15 protein-coding genes are annotated in these 13,924 nt (G+C 60.5%); 5 read left to right on the plus strand and 10 right to left on the minus strand.

The genetic code is table 11. The features are described 5' to 3' along the window. The first annotated feature begins 18 nt into the window (after positions 1-18). Complete coding sequence (locus tag BM017_RS00745; protein ID WP_071491099.1) at positions 19-699, plus strand: Fe2+-dependent dioxygenase; 681 nt, start codon at positions 19-21, stop codon at positions 697-699. A gap of 1 nt (position 700) precedes the next feature. Further along, entirely contained in the window at positions 701-1,450 is a 750-nt protein-coding gene (locus tag BM017_RS00750; RefSeq protein WP_071491100.1) for a tetratricopeptide repeat protein, read from the plus strand. A 49-nt stretch (positions 1,451-1,499) separates the two neighbouring features. Here BM017_RS00750 and BM017_RS00755 read toward each other — a convergent pair whose 3' ends face one another. From BM017_RS00755 to BM017_RS00775, 5 genes are all read right to left on the minus strand, one after another. After that, positions 1,500-2,663 (minus strand): type III PLP-dependent enzyme, encoded by a 1,164-nt coding sequence (locus BM017_RS00755; RefSeq protein WP_071491101.1) that lies wholly within the window; start codon positions 2,661-2,663, stop codon positions 1,500-1,502. Positions 2,664-3,075: 412 nt separating this feature from the next. Beyond that, positions 3,076-4,233 carry an osmoprotectant ABC transporter ATP-binding protein OsmV gene (locus tag BM017_RS00760; RefSeq protein ID WP_071491102.1) on the minus strand — a complete coding sequence of 386 codons (1,158 nt, stop codon included), beginning with the start codon at positions 4,231-4,233 and terminating at the stop codon, positions 3,076-3,078. Next, positions 4,230-4,883, minus strand: a complete 654-nt coding sequence (locus BM017_RS00765; protein ID WP_058423040.1) for an ABC transporter permease — start codon at positions 4,881-4,883, stop codon at positions 4,230-4,232. The genes BM017_RS00760 and BM017_RS00765 overlap by 4 nt, the downstream gene beginning before the upstream one ends. Before the next feature lie 11 nt (positions 4,884-4,894). Continuing rightward, entirely contained in the window at positions 4,895-5,791 is an 897-nt protein-coding gene (locus BM017_RS00770) for a glycine betaine ABC transporter substrate-binding protein (protein ID WP_092240680.1), read from the minus strand. Positions 5,792-5,800: 9 nt separating this feature from the next. Next, positions 5,801-6,553 carry an ABC transporter permease gene (locus BM017_RS00775; RefSeq protein WP_258539690.1) on the minus strand — a complete coding sequence of 251 codons (753 nt, stop codon included), beginning with the start codon at positions 6,551-6,553 and terminating at the stop codon, positions 5,801-5,803. A 295-nt stretch (positions 6,554-6,848) separates the two neighbouring features. On the opposite strand from BM017_RS00775, the gene BM017_RS00780 reads away from it, so the two are divergent. The 3 genes from BM017_RS00780 to BM017_RS00790 all read left to right on the plus strand — a co-directional run bounded on the left by BM017_RS00780 (position 6,849) and on the right by BM017_RS00790 (position 9,303). After that, positions 6,849-8,432: a peptide chain release factor 3 gene (locus BM017_RS00780; protein WP_078046847.1), complete on the plus strand. Its 1,584-nt coding sequence runs from the start codon at positions 6,849-6,851 to the stop codon at positions 8,430-8,432. 274 nt (positions 8,433-8,706) lie between these two features. Then, positions 8,707-8,952, plus strand: a complete 246-nt coding sequence (locus BM017_RS00785) for a hypothetical protein (protein WP_071491105.1) — start codon at positions 8,707-8,709, stop codon at positions 8,950-8,952. A gap of 96 nt (positions 8,953-9,048) precedes the next feature. Next, complete coding sequence (locus tag BM017_RS00790) at positions 9,049-9,303, plus strand: hypothetical protein (RefSeq protein WP_092240684.1); 255 nt, start codon at positions 9,049-9,051, stop codon at positions 9,301-9,303. Positions 9,304-9,360: 57 nt separating this feature from the next. Here BM017_RS00790 and BM017_RS00795 read toward each other — a convergent pair whose 3' ends face one another. The 5 genes from BM017_RS00795 to BM017_RS00815 all read right to left on the minus strand — a co-directional run bounded on the left by BM017_RS00795 (position 9,361) and on the right by BM017_RS00815 (position 13,876). Next, the gene (locus BM017_RS00795) at positions 9,361-9,708 is read right to left on the minus strand and encodes a hypothetical protein (protein WP_092240686.1); all 348 of its coding nucleotides are present in this window, start codon (positions 9,706-9,708) and stop codon (positions 9,361-9,363) included. Between the two features lie 285 nt (positions 9,709-9,993). After that, positions 9,994-10,965, minus strand: coding sequence for a peptide ABC transporter ATP-binding protein (locus BM017_RS00800; protein WP_016971590.1), 972 nt, complete (start codon positions 10,963-10,965; stop codon positions 9,994-9,996). Next, complete coding sequence (locus BM017_RS00805) at positions 10,965-11,933, minus strand: ABC transporter ATP-binding protein (protein WP_092240688.1); 969 nt, start codon at positions 11,931-11,933, stop codon at positions 10,965-10,967. Before BM017_RS00805 ends, BM017_RS00800 begins: the two co-directional genes overlap by 1 nt. A 10-nt stretch (positions 11,934-11,943) precedes the next feature. Further along, complete coding sequence (locus tag BM017_RS00810) at positions 11,944-12,855, minus strand: ABC transporter permease subunit (RefSeq protein WP_010213191.1); 912 nt, start codon at positions 12,853-12,855, stop codon at positions 11,944-11,946. A 10-nt stretch (positions 12,856-12,865) separates the two neighbouring features. Continuing rightward, a complete protein-coding gene (locus BM017_RS00815; protein ID WP_025856266.1) occupies positions 12,866-13,876 on the minus strand; it encodes an ABC transporter permease subunit in 1,011 nt (336 codons plus the stop codon). Positions 13,877-13,924: the final 48 nt, after the last annotated feature.

Below are 13,924 nucleotides of genomic sequence, written 5' to 3' on the forward strand. Positions count from 1 at the left end.
GAATTCAGGTACTGCCCCATGCTGCTGCACATCCCCGGCCTGTTCTCTCGTGAGGAGGTGCAGCGCATCCGCCAGGCCCTGGAAAACGCCGAGTGGGCCGACGGTAAAATCACCGCCGGTCACCAGTCCGCCAAGGCCAAGCACAACCTGCAATTGCCCGAGGGCCACCCGCTGGCCAAGGAAATCGGCGCGGCGATGCTTGAACGGCTTTGGCAGAACCCGCTGTTTATGTCAGCGGCGTTACCGCACAAGGTGTTTCCGCCGCTGCTCAATTGCTACACGGCGGGCGGCAGTTTCGACTTTCATATCGACAACGCCGTGCGCCAACCCAAGGGCAGCCACGAGCGGGTGCGCACCGACCTGTCATCGACGCTGTTCTTCAGCGACCCGGACGAATACGACGGCGGCGAACTGGAAATCCAGGACACATTCGGCCTGCAGCGCGTGAAGCTGCCGGCCGGCGACATGGTGCTGTACCCCGGCTCCAGCCTGCACAAAGTCAACGCAGTGACCCGTGGCGCACGCTATGCCTCGTTCTTCTGGACCCAGAGCCTGGTACGTGAAGACAGCCAGCGCACCCTGCTGTTTGAAATGGACGGTGCGATCCAGCAACTGACCGCCGATGTGCCTGACCACCCCGCGCTGATTCAACTCACCGGTACGTATCACAACCTGCTGCGCCGCTGGGTCGAGGTCTGACATGGGCTTTTTATTGCGTCGGGAAGAGGTGCTCAACGTTGAGCAACTGCAAGCGATGCTCGACGATTCCCCCGTGCGCGCTGCCCAGGCAATCCTGATGGCGGCGAAGGAAGGAGTGGTCGATGCCCAGGCGTTGCTCGGGCAAATCCTGCTCGAAGGGCGCGGCATCGCACGCGATGAGACACTGGCCTTGCGCTGGTTCCAGATCGCCGCGCACAGCGGGCATTTGATGGCCCGCAACATGGTTGGGCGTTGCCGCGAGCATGGCTGGGGATGTGATGTCGATGAGGCGGCGGCGGCGCGGGAATATCGGGCGGCTGCCGACGCAGGGTTGGATTGGGGGCAGTACAACTACGCCAATCTGCTGGCCACGGGGCGCGGTGTCGCCGAGGACCAACGACAAGCATTGGCCTGTTATCGCCGGGCGGCCGAGCAGGGGCATGCCAAGTCGATGAACCTGCTGGGGCGTTACCTGGAAGATGGTCGGTTCTGCCCACAGGACCTGGACGCCGCTGTGGACTGGTATCGACGCTCAGCCGAGGCCGGTGATTTTCGCGGGCAGTTCAGCTATGCGGCGGTGCTGGCCGACAGAGGTCAGATCGACGCGGCGCTGGAATGGTTGCGCAAGGCGTTGGCGGGCGGGAACCTGAAGTTCTTGCGGGTGGCGCACAAGGCCTTGGTAGCGGCGAATGATCCGCGGATCCGGGCGATGGCCGGTGCCTATCAACAACGCGCGGTAAGCCTTTCTTGAGGTGTAAAAAAACCCATGACATGTCATGGGTTTTTTATGTGCGGCCGTTTTACACGTAGAACGATTTCAGTGGCGGAAAGCCATTGAACTCAACCGCGCTGTAGCTGGTGGTGTACGCACCGGTCGACAGCCAGTACAAGCGGTCACCAATCGCCAGGTTCAGCGGCAGGCCGTACTTGTAGTTTTCGTACATGATGTCGGCGCTGTCGCAGGTGGGACCTGCGATGACCACTTCTTCCATCTCGCCTTTCTTCTCGGTCCAGATCGGGAACTTGATGGCTTCGTCCATGGTTTCGATCAGGCCGGAGAACTTGCCCACGTCCGTGTACACCCAGCGCTCGACGGCGGTACGGGATTTACGTGCAACCAATACCACTTCACTGACCAGGATACCGGCGTTGGCGATCAACGAACGGCCCGGCTCCAGAATGATTTCCGGCAGGTCGTCGCCGAAATCTTCCTTGAGGAAGCGGATGATTTCTTCGGCGTAGGTTTCCAGGCTGTTGGTGCGGGTAATGTAGTTGGCCGGGAAGCCGCCGCCCATGTTGATCAGCTTGAGGTGGATGCCGTCTTCTTCTTTCAGGCGCTCGAAGATCACTTTGACCTTGGCGATCGCCGCGTCCCATACGCTGATGTCGCGCTGCTGCGAACCGACATGGAACGAGATGCCGTACGGCACCAGGCCCAGGTCGCGGGCGAGGATCAGCAGGTCCATCGCCATGTCGGTCTGGCAGCCGAATTTGCGCGACAGCGGCCAGTCAGCCGTGGTCGAGCCTTCGGTGAGGATACGCACATACACTTTCGAACCCGGCGCGGCCTTGGCGATGTTGCGCAAGTCGGCTTCGGAGTCGGTGGAGAACAGGCGTACGCCCTTATCAAAGAAGTAGCGGATGTCCTTGGACTTCTTGATGGTGTTGCCGTAGCTGATACGGTCAGGGCTGACGCCGCGGCCCAGTACCTTGTCCAGCTCGTAGATCGAAGCGATGTCGAAGCTCGAGCCTTTGTCCTTGAGCAGGTCAATGATCTCGACGGCCGGGTTGGCCTTGACCGCGTAATAGACCTTGGCGAATTCGAAACCGGCGCGCAGGTCATCGTAGGCCTGGCTGATCATCGCGGTGTCGATCACCACGAACGGGGTTTCTTGCTTGTCGGCGAACGCCTTCATTTTGTCAAAAGTGGCGCGCGCGAAATAATCTTCGACGTTGATCGACATGCTGGGAACTCCTAAGGGCAAACTGATTTAGTCAATGGGTGCAAATGAACGTCCTCCGTATCCCCACTTTGGTTCGCCTACTTCCCAAGGCATGTCGCCGAAAGCAAAAAGGCCATGGGATCAACCGCTTCCCTTGGCCTTGCTGTCTCGTCGTCAGTACTTGAGCCGGATGGATCGTTTCCAGCATGGACGTTCGGCGCGAACTTTAGGACGTGAGGGGCCATAGATCAACTAAAAATGTCGCGTTTTTGCACGCGCTCGTCGCACAGCCGCGTGCAGCTACTTATGTAACCGACCGGTGTGACGGAATGATGTTCCCCGAATGGGGCAAATCAGGGGGATTTCCTTGGCCCACCATAGAGCCAAATGTGGGAGGGGGCTTGCCCCCTCCCACATGTTGACCTGTGTTGTGTCAGGCCAACGCAGTTTCAGCTGGCGACACGATACTGGTCTTGCCCCCACGCGACTTACCAGAGCTCAGGTACTCGGCAATCGACTCCTGCGTCACTTCCCCGAGGAACACCCGTTCCGCATCCATCACCGGCAACCACGAGCGGTTGAACTCGTACATGCGTGACAGCAGGATGCGCAAATGCTCGTCGTACGCCGCCGTGGCGTTGAACTCGCGCAGATACTGGCCGCAAGTCCCGGTCTGACGGTGCAGGTCGCGACGGCGTACATAACCCAGCGCCTTGTTCTCGGCACAAGTGACGACCACATAGCGGCGGTCGGTTTCGTCCATCAGCTCCAGGGCATCGGCCACTGGAGTTTCCGGGCTCACCGACGGCGCGTTGTCCGCAGCATCCTCGGCCTTCACCAGCAGCAGACGCTTGAGGGTGCTGTCCTGGCCCACGAAGTTGCTGACGAACTCGTCGGCAGGGTGCGCCAGCAGCGTGTCCGGATGGTCGATCTGCAGCAATTTGCCGGCACGGAAGATGGCGATCTTGTCACCCAGCTTGATGGCCTCGTCGATGTCGTGGCTGACCATGATCACGGTCTTGTTCAGCGCGCGCTGCATCTCGAAGAATTCGTTCTGGATCATCTCGCGGTTGATCGGGTCGACTGCGCCGAACGGCTCGTCCATCAGCAGCAGCGGCGCATCGGCCGCCAGTGCGCGGATCACGCCGATGCGCTGTTGCTGGCCACCGGACAGCTCACGCGGGTAGCGATGCAGGTACTGTTTGGGTTCCAGCTTGATCATGCTCATCAACTCGCGGGCGCGGTCGTGGCATTTCTGCTTGTCCCAGCCGAGCAGCTTGGGCACCACCACGATGTTTTCCTCGATGGTCATGTTCGGGAACAGGCCGATCTGCTGGATCACATAACCGATGTTGCGGCGCAGGGTCACTTCGTCAAGATCGGTGGTGTCTTCGCCATTGATCAGGATCTTGCCCGAGGTGGGCTTGATCAGGCGGTTGATCATTTTCAGCGTGGTGCTCTTGCCGCAACCCGATGGGCCGAGGAATACGCAAATCTCGCCTTCGTTGACGGTCAGGCTTACATCGTTCACGGCCGTTACCGTCTTGCCGTTGCTTTGGAAGGTCTTGGACAGGTTTTGAAGTTCGATCATTTGAGCAGTCCTTTTGGAGTCAGCGAGCGTTGCAGCCATTGCAGAAGCAGGTCGGCGAAGATGGCCAGGAGACTGACCAGCACGGCGCCGACGATCAGCATCGACATGTCGCTGCGGCTGATGGAAGCCAGAATAAGTACACCCAGGCCACCGGCGCCGATGGTGGCGGCGATGGTCATCACACCGATGTTCATCACTACGGCGGTGCGCACACCGGCGAGGATCACCGGCACGGCGATGGGCAACTCGACCATGCGCAGGCGCTGGCCGAAGGTCATGCCGATGCCTTTGGCGGCTTCGCGAATGCCAGGCTCCACGCCAGTGAGGGCGAGGTAGGTGTTACGCATGATCGGCAACAGGGAGTAGAGGAACACGGCGGTGATCGCCGGCATCGGCCCCAGGCCCTGGCCGAATTTGGAGTAGAACGGCAGCAGCAGGCCGAACAGGGCGATGGACGGTACGGTCAGCAATACCGTGGCGCTGGCTTGCAGCGGGCCTGCAAGCGTCGGGAAGCGCGTCATCAGGATGCCCAGGGGCACGCCGATCAGGATCGCGAGGATCACGGCAATGCCGACCAGGGTGATGTGCTGCCCGGTCAAGTGCAGGACTTGGGCCCAATCAAGATGGGAAAAGGCGTTCAGGAATTCCATGTCTTCTCCTCTTATTGATTGATCGGATGCTGGCGCAGGAAATCGGCGGCAACAGTGGAAGGGCTTTCATGGTCGACGTCGACCCGGGCGTTCAGCTGGCGCATGGTTTCGTCGTCGAACAGCGCGGCCAGCGGCTTGAGCTCGGCGGCCAGTTGTGGATGCGCATCCAGATAAACCTGGCGCACCACCGGCGCGGCGGTGTAGTCGGGGAAGTAATGCTTGTCGTCTTCCAGCAACTTCAATTTGAAGGCATTCAGGCGGCCGTCGGTGGTGTAGACCAAACCGGCGAACACCTGCCCATTACGCAGCGCGGTATAGACCAGGCCAGCGTCCATCTGCCGGGTGTTCTTGCGGGTCAGGTTCATGTCGTACAGCTTGACCATGCCGGCCAGGCCGTCGGAACGGTTGGCGAACTCGGTGTCCAGGGCGACCAGGCGTGTGCCTTTGGTTTTTTCCGTCAGGGCCTGGGTCAGGTCGCTGATGCTGTTGATCTGCGGGAATTCCTTCGCCACGTTCTCCGGCAATGCCAGGGCGTAGGTGTTACTGAAGCGCGATGGAGAGAGCCAGACCAGGCCCTTTTTCGCGTCGAGTTCTTTCACCCGAGCATAGGATTGTTCACTGTCGAGTTTCTCGTCGACATGGTTGTAGGCCACCAGCGACACGCCGGTGTATTCCCAGATCAGGTCCAGTTGCCCGCTTTCCTGGGCACTGCGCGCCAGGTTGCTGCCCAGCCCGCCGGTCACGCGGGTGTCATAGCCCTTGGTGCGCAGGTACTGGGAGGTGATTTCGGCGAGCAGGGTCTGTTCGGTGAACACCCGGGCGCCGATGCGGATCACCGGTTTTTCGGCGGCTTGTGCAACGCCTGCCAAGAGCAGGACGCAGCTCATTATCAATGTCAGTTTTTTCATGTCGGTTCCTTAAGACGCACGCAACCCGCGTTCCAGCCAGAGGCGGCTGGCCAGAGTCACCAGACCGTCGAGCAACAACGCCAGCAGCGCGGTGCACGCAGCGCCGAGCAGCAATTGCGGCTGATTGTTCAGGGCGATGCCAGGGAAGATCAGGCTGCCCAGGCTGTTGGCACCGATCAGGAACGCCAGCGGCGCGGTACCGACATTGATCGCCAGGGCCACACGCACACCGCCGACGATGATTGGCACGGCGTTGGGCAATTCCACGCGAAACAGCACTTGGCGCGGCGTCATGCCGATGCCGGTGGCGGCTTCTTTCAGGGAGCCCTGGACGTTTTTCAGGCCTTCGTAGGTGTTGCGCACGATAGGCAGGAGGGAGGCGAGGAACAGCGCGAAGATGGCCGGGCCGCTGCCGATGCCAAGGACGCCGAGGGCGATGGCCAGTACGGCCAGGGGCGGGACGGTGTTGCCGATGTTGAAGATCTGCATGAAGCGTTCTGCGCGCCCGACCATGTGCGGTCGGCTGAGCAGGATACCGGCGGGGATGCCCACAATCAGGGCGGCCAGCATGGAGACAAGAACGAGGATCAGATGAGCTTGCAGGTAAAACAACAAATCGTCGCGGTACAGTTCGATCGTGTTGATGCCGATCCAGTGGACCAGCAGGGCCAAGAGGGCGACGACAACCGCTCCTCCTATCAGCCCTTTGCCATAGCGAATAGCCACAGGCGGACTCCTTTTTTCTTCTGTCGGCGCCCACATTCTCCGGCGGCAATGCCATTCCTGGCTGCCTCTGAATGTGGTCGCGAAATGCAGCTCGCCGATACCGGCAACGCGGTATGCGATCGAGCCATGAGCGCAGCCTCGTCAGGCTAACTTGCTGATTTATCAGCCCCTGTTCCGAGTGCGGTAGCAGGGGAGTGGACGTCTCTACCTTTTAAAAGGTTCCACACTTGGCAGCATTTAGCCACCCCCAATGGGCTGAACGGTGGTCCGTCCTCCTGGGTTTGCGCTATACTCGCCGCCCTTTTTTGACTCACCTGCCAGGCGATTTCCCATGACCCACCAGGCCGCCGAAGTCGCGAAACGCCGCACTTTCGCCATTATTTCCCACCCCGATGCCGGTAAAACCACCATCACCGAGAAGCTCTTGCTGATGGGCAAGGCAATCGCAGTGGCCGGCACGGTGAAATCCCGCAAATCCGACCGCCATGCCACCTCCGACTGGATGGAAATGGAAAAACAACGGGGTATCTCCATTACCACGTCGGTCATGCAGTTCCCGTATCGCGACCATATGGTCAACCTGCTCGACACCCCGGGCCACGAAGACTTCTCCGAAGACACCTACCGCACCCTGACCGCGGTGGACTCGGCGCTGATGGTCCTAGACGGCGGTAAAGGCGTCGAGCCCCGCACCATCGCGCTGATGGACGTGTGCCGTCTGCGTGACACGCCGATCGTCAGCTTCATCAACAAACTCGACCGCGACATCCGCGACCCCATCGAGCTGCTGGATGAAATCGAAGCCGTCCTGAAGATCAAGGCTGCGCCGATCACCTGGCCGATCGGTTGCTACCGCGACTTCAAGGGCGTGTACCACCTGGCCGATGACTACATCATTGTCTACACCGCCGGCCACGGTCACGAGCGCACCGAAACCAAGATCATCGAGAAACTCGACTCCGACGAAGCCCGCGCCCACCTGGGTGACGAGTACGACCGCTTTGTCGATCAGCTGGAACTGGTGCAGGGCGCCTGCCACGAGTTCAACCAGCAGGAGTTCCTCGACGGCCAACTGACCCCGGTGTTCTTCGGGACCGCCCTGGGCAACTTCGGTGTCGACCATGTACTCGACGCCGTTGTCGACTGGGCGCCCAAGCCTCTGGCCCGTGTTGCCAACGAGCGCACCGTGGAACCGGTCGAAGAGAAATTCACCGGCTTCGTGTTCAAGATCCAAGCGAACATGGACCCAAAACACCGCGACCGCATTGCCTTCATGCGCATCTGCTCCGGCAAATACGAAAAAGGCATGAAGATGCGCCACGTGCGCACCGGCAAGGACGTGCGCATCGGCGACGCCCTGACGTTCTTCTCCTCCGAGCGTGAACAGCTCGAAGAAGCCTACGCCGGTGACATCATCGGCCTGCACAACCACGGCACCATCCAGATCGGCGACACCTTCACCGAAGGCGAAGCGCTGGGCTTTACCGGTATCCCGCACTTCGCCCCGGAACTGTTCCGCCGTGTACGCCTGCGCGACCCGCTCAAATCCAAGCAACTGCGCCAGGGCTTGCAGCAACTGGCGGAAGAGGGCGCCACCCAGGTGTTCTTCCCCGAGCGCAGCAACGACATCATCCTCGGCGCCGTCGGTGTGCTGCAGTTCGATGTGGTCGCCAGCCGCTTGAAAGAGGAATACAAGGTGGAGTGCTCGTATGAGCCGATCACCGTGTACTCCGCGCGCTGGATCGAGTGCAGCGATAAGAAGAAGCTGGAAGAGTTCTCCAACAAGGCCGTGGAAAACCTCGCGGTGGACGGCGGTGGGCACTTGACCTACCTGGCGCCGACCCGGGTGAACCTGGCGCTGATGGAAGAACGCTGGCCGGATGTGAAATTCCGCGCGACCCGTGAGCACCATTAAGGTCTGAGCGGTAAAGAACAGGGCGAAGCTGTGATGGCTTCGCCCTTTTTATTGGCCAAACACAAATAAAAATGTGGGAGGGGGCTTGCCTCCGATAGCAGTGGGTCAATCAATAAATCCGCTGGCTGGTACGCCGCCATCGGGGGCAAGTCGAATCGTCGCACCGCCCCTCCCACATTTTGATCTTCATCGATCAGGGCTATTGGCGAGAAACCCACATCCCGTCTAGCGTTTGAAGTATTTCACTCACCCATCGACGGAATAGGAGGCCACCGTGCGTATAACTCAACGCGTCATTCAACTGGTGCTGCTGGGGGCTTTGGGCTTGTTCGCCTCATTGGCCCTGGCCGGCGCCGGCACGCCCCAATGGAAGGACACGGGCCCTGTCACCAAGAAAAAGCAGCAGGAGGTCAACTCTGGCAGCTGGCAGCCCCAGGCCCAGCCTGCGCCCAAGGAGGATGCGGAAAATCCCTATAACGAGGGGGAGGACAGTGCTACCTTCGACGACGGTGAGACCTGAGACTTGGCGTAAACCCGGCATCGGGGCTAGCGTCAATACTGGCGGCGGTAGACGGCTGTCGCGCGGGATTGACCTACTGACTGGACGGAATCAACCATGAGTATTTTTCAACGAGTTGTGCTGTTGATAAAAGTGCTGGTGCTGTTGTCGTTGGGGATGTCGTCGGCCTGGGCGCATAGCCCGGTGCAGAGCGGTGTTGTGGCTTCGGGGCACTGCCAGGATCTGCAACTGGCGAAGTCCGAGGCGGAGCCTGGCGACAAGGGCCAGGGTGGCAGTGAGGACGACGATGACTCCACCACCGACGAGCCGGACAGCGATGATCCGGACGCTGAAGGCGACAGCCAGACATAGTGTCCAAGGCTATGGAGGATTTAAAGGATGGAAGGTGGCAAGCCACCTCCCGTCCTCTTATAACGTGTTTGGTCCGACCTGAAGTTGTTTCAGTGCAAGATTGGCCCCAGCCCGAACGGTCTCAACTTGTGCATGAACCGCATCTTTCACAAGGGCCTCGTTAAAATCACTCAGCTCCTGATGCTTGATATGTTCGACACACAAATACAATAGGTGCAGGGCTACATCCATGGCGCTCTGAAAAGAGATCAGAGTGTTGTTGTGGCCCAATTCTTTTATTACGTTTTCCCAGCGTATATCCGACTCGGCCTGAAGCCGCTTAAACTCACCCATGGTGATGTCGTCGTCCTGGTAAATGGTGTTCAGCAAGTGCTCAAGAGAACGTGATACGGGGCGATATTTCATGGCGTTATCGATTTTCAATGATGAGGCGACTGAATCTAATCATTGATTTTGCAATTAACAATAGAGGCTTAGATGGTGTTACAGGTTTAGGAATAGAGGCGTGCGTACTATAATAAAGTTGCACTGAAAACAGCAGTATTTAAGGATGGACTACACACGTGGTGTGTTTTGAATCATTAATAAAAAGCCCCTGCCGCTAGGCTGATGCGCAACCTGGTGGCAGGGGCTGTGGAACTCGGAGCGTCAACCTCTAGCTGGAGTGGGGGAGACCGCTCCAGCCGAGCATCACGCGACGAACTGCTCCGCATAATGGCAGGCCACCTGGCGGTTATCCAAGGCCCGCAGTTGCGGCTCCTCGCTGCTGCACCGCGCCGTCGCATACGGGCAACGCTTGTGGAACGCGCAGCCCGGCGGCGGGTTCAGCGGGTTAGGCAACTCGCCGACGATCTTGATCTTCGGCTTGTTCGGGTCCGGATGGATGGTCGGGGTGGCCGACAGCAGCGCCTGGGTGTACGGGTGCAGCGGGCGTGCGTAGATGTCTTCCTTGGGGCCCACTTCCACCGGGCGGCCGAGGTACATCACCATCACGTCATCGGCGACATGCTGCACCACCGCCAGGTTGTGGGAGATGAACACGTAGGCCGTGTTGAATTCCTGCTGCAGGTCCATGAACAGGTTGAGCACCTGGGCCTGGATCGATACGTCGAGCGCCGAGGTCGGTTCATCCGCCACCAGCACTTTCGGTTGCAGCATCATCGCGCGGGCCAGGGCGATGCGTTGGCGTTGGCCGCCGGAGAACATGTGCGGGTAGCGCTGATAATGCTCGGGGCGCAGGCCCACTTGCTTCATCATCGCCTGCACTTTTTCGCGGCGTTCGGCGGCGGACAGGTTGGTGTTGATCAACAGCGGCTCGCCCAGTTGATCACCGACTTTCTGCCGAGGGTTGAGCGAGGCGTACGGGCTCTGGAACACCATCTGCACGTCTTTGCGCAATTGCTTGCGCTGGGCCTTGTCGGCGCCGGCCACTTCCTGGCCGGCGATTTTCAAGGAACCGGAAGACGGCTCTTCGATCAATGTGAGCGCACGGGCCAGGGTAGATTTGCCGCAACCCGACTCGCCTACAACGGCGAGGGTCTTGCCGGCTTCCAACTCAAAGGACACGCCATTGAGGGCGCGCACAGTGGCGTGGCCCTTGAACAGGCCACGGGACACTTCGTAGTGACGGGTCAGGTCGCGGGCGGTAAGAACGACGGCCATTACGCCACCTCCTGGTTCAAGGGGTAGAAGCAGCGCGCAAGGCTGTTGGTTTTCGGATCAAGGCCGGGGCGCTGGCTCCGGCAGTTTTCCTGCACGTACGGGCAGCGCGGCGACAGCAGGCAGCCCTGCGGACGGTCATAGCGGCCGGGTACGATACCGGGCAACGTGGCCAGGCGCGTGGCGCCCAGGCTGTGCTCCGGGATCGCCTTGAGCAGGGCTTCGCTGTACGGGTGCGCCGGGATGTCGAACAGTTGCGGCACCTGGCCGACTTCCACCGCTTGGCCGGCATACATCACGCACACGCGCTGGGCGGTTTCCGCCACGACCGCGAGGTCGTGGGTGATCAGCACCAGGCCCATGTTCTGTTCTTTCTGCAGGGCCAGCAGCAGGTCCATGATCTGCGCTTGAATGGTGACGTCCAGTGCGGTGGTCGGTTCGTCGGCAATCAGCAGCTTTGGCTCGCCGGCAATCGCCATGGCAATAGCCACACGCTGGCTCATACCGCCGGACAGTTGGTGCGGGTAGGCATCCATACGGCTGGCAGCGCCCGGGATTTCAACCTTTTCCAACAGTTCGATGGCGCGTTTGCGCGCTTGTTTGCCGGACATTTTCAGGTGCAGGCGCAGCACTTCTTCGATCTGGAAGCCCACGGTGTAGCTGGGGTTCAGCGCGGTCATCGGGTCCTGGAACACCATCGCCAGGTCTTTGCCGACGATCTGGCGACGCTGGCGATTGCTCAACTTGAGCATGTCCTTGCCGTCGAAGTTCAGGGCGTCGGCGGTGACGATGCCGGGGTGCTCGATCAGGCCCATCAGCGCCATCATGGTCACGGATTTACCCGAGCCCGACTCGCCAACGATGGCCAGTACTTCGCCTTTGTCGACGGAAATGTCGAGGCCATCGACCACCGGCACGGCGGTCTTGTCGCCGAAGCGCACGTTGAGATTCTTGATTTCTAACAGTGGCATGGGAATCTCCTCAGGCGGCGTTCTTGAGTTTCGGGTCCAGCGCATCGCGCAGGCCGTCGCCCATCAAGTTGATTGCCAGCACGCTGAGCAAAATGGTCAGACCCGGCAGGCTTACCACCCACCAGGCGCGTTCGATGTAGTCACGGGCCGAAGCCAGCATGGTGCCCCACTCCGGGGTTGGCGGTTGTACGCCAAGGCCGAGGAAGCCAAGGGCCGCGGCATCGAGGATCGCCGAAGAGAAACTCAGGGTGGCCTGGACGATCAGCGGTGCCATGCAGTTGGGCAGCACAGTGATGAACATCAGGCGCGGCAGGCCGGCACCGGCGAGGCGCGCGGCGGTCACGTAGTCGCGGTTCAGTTCGCCCATCACCGCCGCGCGGGTCAGGCGCACGTAGGACGGCAGCGACACGATAGCGATGGCGATCACGGTGTTGATCAGGCCAGGGCCGAGGATTGCCACAATGGCCACGGCCAGCAGCAGCGACGGCAGGGCCAGCATGATGTCCATCAGACGCATGATGGTCGGGCCGAGCAAGCGCGGGAAGAACCCGGCGAACAGACCCAGCAGAATGCCCGGGATCAGCGACATCACCACCGACGACAAGCCGATCAGCAACGACAGGCGCGAGCCCTGGATCAGGCGTGAAAGCAGGTCGCGGCCCAGTTCGTCGGTGCCGAGCAGGAATTGCATCTGCCCACCCTCCAGCCAGGCTGGCGGGGTCAGCAGGAAGTCGCGGTATTGCTCGCTCGGGTTATGCGGTGCCACCCACGGGGCAAAGATCGCGCAGAACACGATCAGCAACATGAACAGCAGGCCGGCAACCGCGCCTTTGTTCTTGGAGAAGGCTTGCCAGAATTCTTTGTACGGGGACGGGTACAGCAGGCTTTGATCGACTGCTGACACTGGAGTAGGTGTGGTCATGGTCATGATCTCAGCGCTGGTGACGGATGCGTGGGTTGGCGAAGCCGTAGAGGATATCCACCACGAAGTTCACCAGGATCACCAGGCAGGCGATCAGCAGGATGCCGTTCTGCACCACCGGGTAGTCCCGCGCGCCAATGGCTTCGATCAGCCATTTGCCGATGCCGGGCCACGAGAAGATGGTCTCGGTCAGGACCGCACCGGCCAGCAGCGTGCCGACTTGCAGGCCGACCACGGTCAACACCGGGATCAGTGCGTTACGCAGGCCGTGCACGAACACCACGCGCGTCGGCGACAGGCCTTTGGCCTTGGCGGTGCGGATGTAATCTTCGCGCAGCACTTCGAGCATCGACGAACGGGTCATCCGCGCGATCACCGCCAGCGGGATGGTGCCGAGCACGATGGCCGGCAGGATCAGGTGGTGCAGGGCGTCGAAGAACGCGTCCGGCTCGTCAGCCAGCAGCGTGTCGATCAGCATGAAGCCGGTGCGCGGCTCGATGTCGTAGAGCAGGTCGATACGCCCGGAAACCGGGGTCCAGCCCAGGCTCACCGAGAAGAACATGATCAGGATCAGGCCCCACCAGAAGATCGGCATCGAATATCCCGCCAGGGAGATGCCCATCACCCCATGGTCGAACAGGGATCCTCGTTTCAGGGCCGCGATCACCCCGGCCAACAGGCCCAGGATACCGGCGAACAACAGGGCGGCCATGGACAGTTCCAGGGTCGCGGGGAACAGGGCGGTGAATTCAGTCCACACGCTGGTGCGGGTCCGCAGCGATTCGCCAAGGTCACCCTGGGCGAGTTTGCCGACGTAATCCAGGTATTGCGCATACAGCGGCTTGTTAAGGCCGAGGCGTTCCATTGCCTGTGCGTGCATCTCGGGGTCGACGCGCCGCTCGCCCATCATGACTTCGACGGGGTCGCCAGGGATCATGCGAATCAACGCAAACGTGAGCAACGTTATGCCGAAAAACGTGGGGATCAATAACCCCAGTCGGCGGGCAATAAAACTAAACATCTTGTCGTGTACCTCAATCAGCCGGTTAGGCAGGTCCGGCGCCGTCAA

Origin of the sequence: Pseudomonas sp. NFPP04 (genome assembly GCF_900113815.1) — a bacterium.
Lineage (GTDB): Bacteria > Pseudomonadota > Gammaproteobacteria > Pseudomonadales > Pseudomonadaceae > Aquipseudomonas > Aquipseudomonas extremorientalis.

What these genes read in the sequence shown, in the direction of transcription:
- BM017_RS00745 (WP_071491099.1), top strand. Translation starts at nt 19, where the DNA reads ATGCTGCTGCACATCCCCGGCCTGTTCTCTCGTGAGGAGGTGCAGCGC.
- BM017_RS00750 (WP_071491100.1), top strand. Translation starts at nt 701, where the DNA reads ATGGGCTTTTTATTGCGTCGGGAAGAGGTGCTCAACGTTGAGCAACTG.
- BM017_RS00755 (WP_071491101.1), bottom strand. Translation starts at nt 2,663, where the DNA reads ATGTCGATCAACGTCGAAGATTATTTCGCGCGCGCCACTTTTGACAAA.
- BM017_RS00760 (WP_071491102.1), bottom strand. Translation starts at nt 4,233, where the DNA reads ATGATCGAACTTCAAAACCTGTCCAAGACCTTCCAAAGCAACGGCAAG.
- BM017_RS00765 (WP_058423040.1), bottom strand. Translation starts at nt 4,883, where the DNA reads ATGGAATTCCTGAACGCCTTTTCCCATCTTGATTGGGCCCAAGTCCTG.
- BM017_RS00770 (WP_092240680.1), bottom strand. Translation starts at nt 5,791, where the DNA reads ATGAAAAAACTGACATTGATAATGAGCTGCGTCCTGCTCTTGGCAGGC.
- BM017_RS00775 (WP_258539690.1), bottom strand. Translation starts at nt 6,553, where the DNA reads ATGTGGGCGCCGACAGAAGAAAAAAGGAGTCCGCCTGTGGCTATTCGC.
- BM017_RS00780 (WP_078046847.1), top strand. Translation starts at nt 6,849, where the DNA reads ATGACCCACCAGGCCGCCGAAGTCGCGAAACGCCGCACTTTCGCCATT.
- BM017_RS00790 (WP_092240684.1), top strand. Translation starts at nt 9,049, where the DNA reads ATGAGTATTTTTCAACGAGTTGTGCTGTTGATAAAAGTGCTGGTGCTG.
- BM017_RS00795 (WP_092240686.1), bottom strand. Translation starts at nt 9,708, where the DNA reads ATGAAATATCGCCCCGTATCACGTTCTCTTGAGCACTTGCTGAACACC.
- BM017_RS00800 (WP_016971590.1), bottom strand. Translation starts at nt 10,965, where the DNA reads ATGGCCGTCGTTCTTACCGCCCGCGACCTGACCCGTCACTACGAAGTG.
- BM017_RS00805 (WP_092240688.1), bottom strand. Translation starts at nt 11,933, where the DNA reads ATGCCACTGTTAGAAATCAAGAATCTCAACGTGCGCTTCGGCGACAAG.
- BM017_RS00810 (WP_010213191.1), bottom strand. Translation starts at nt 12,855, where the DNA reads ATGACCACACCTACTCCAGTGTCAGCAGTCGATCAAAGCCTGCTGTAC.
- BM017_RS00815 (WP_025856266.1), bottom strand. Translation starts at nt 13,876, where the DNA reads ATGTTTAGTTTTATTGCCCGCCGACTGGGGTTATTGATCCCCACGTTT.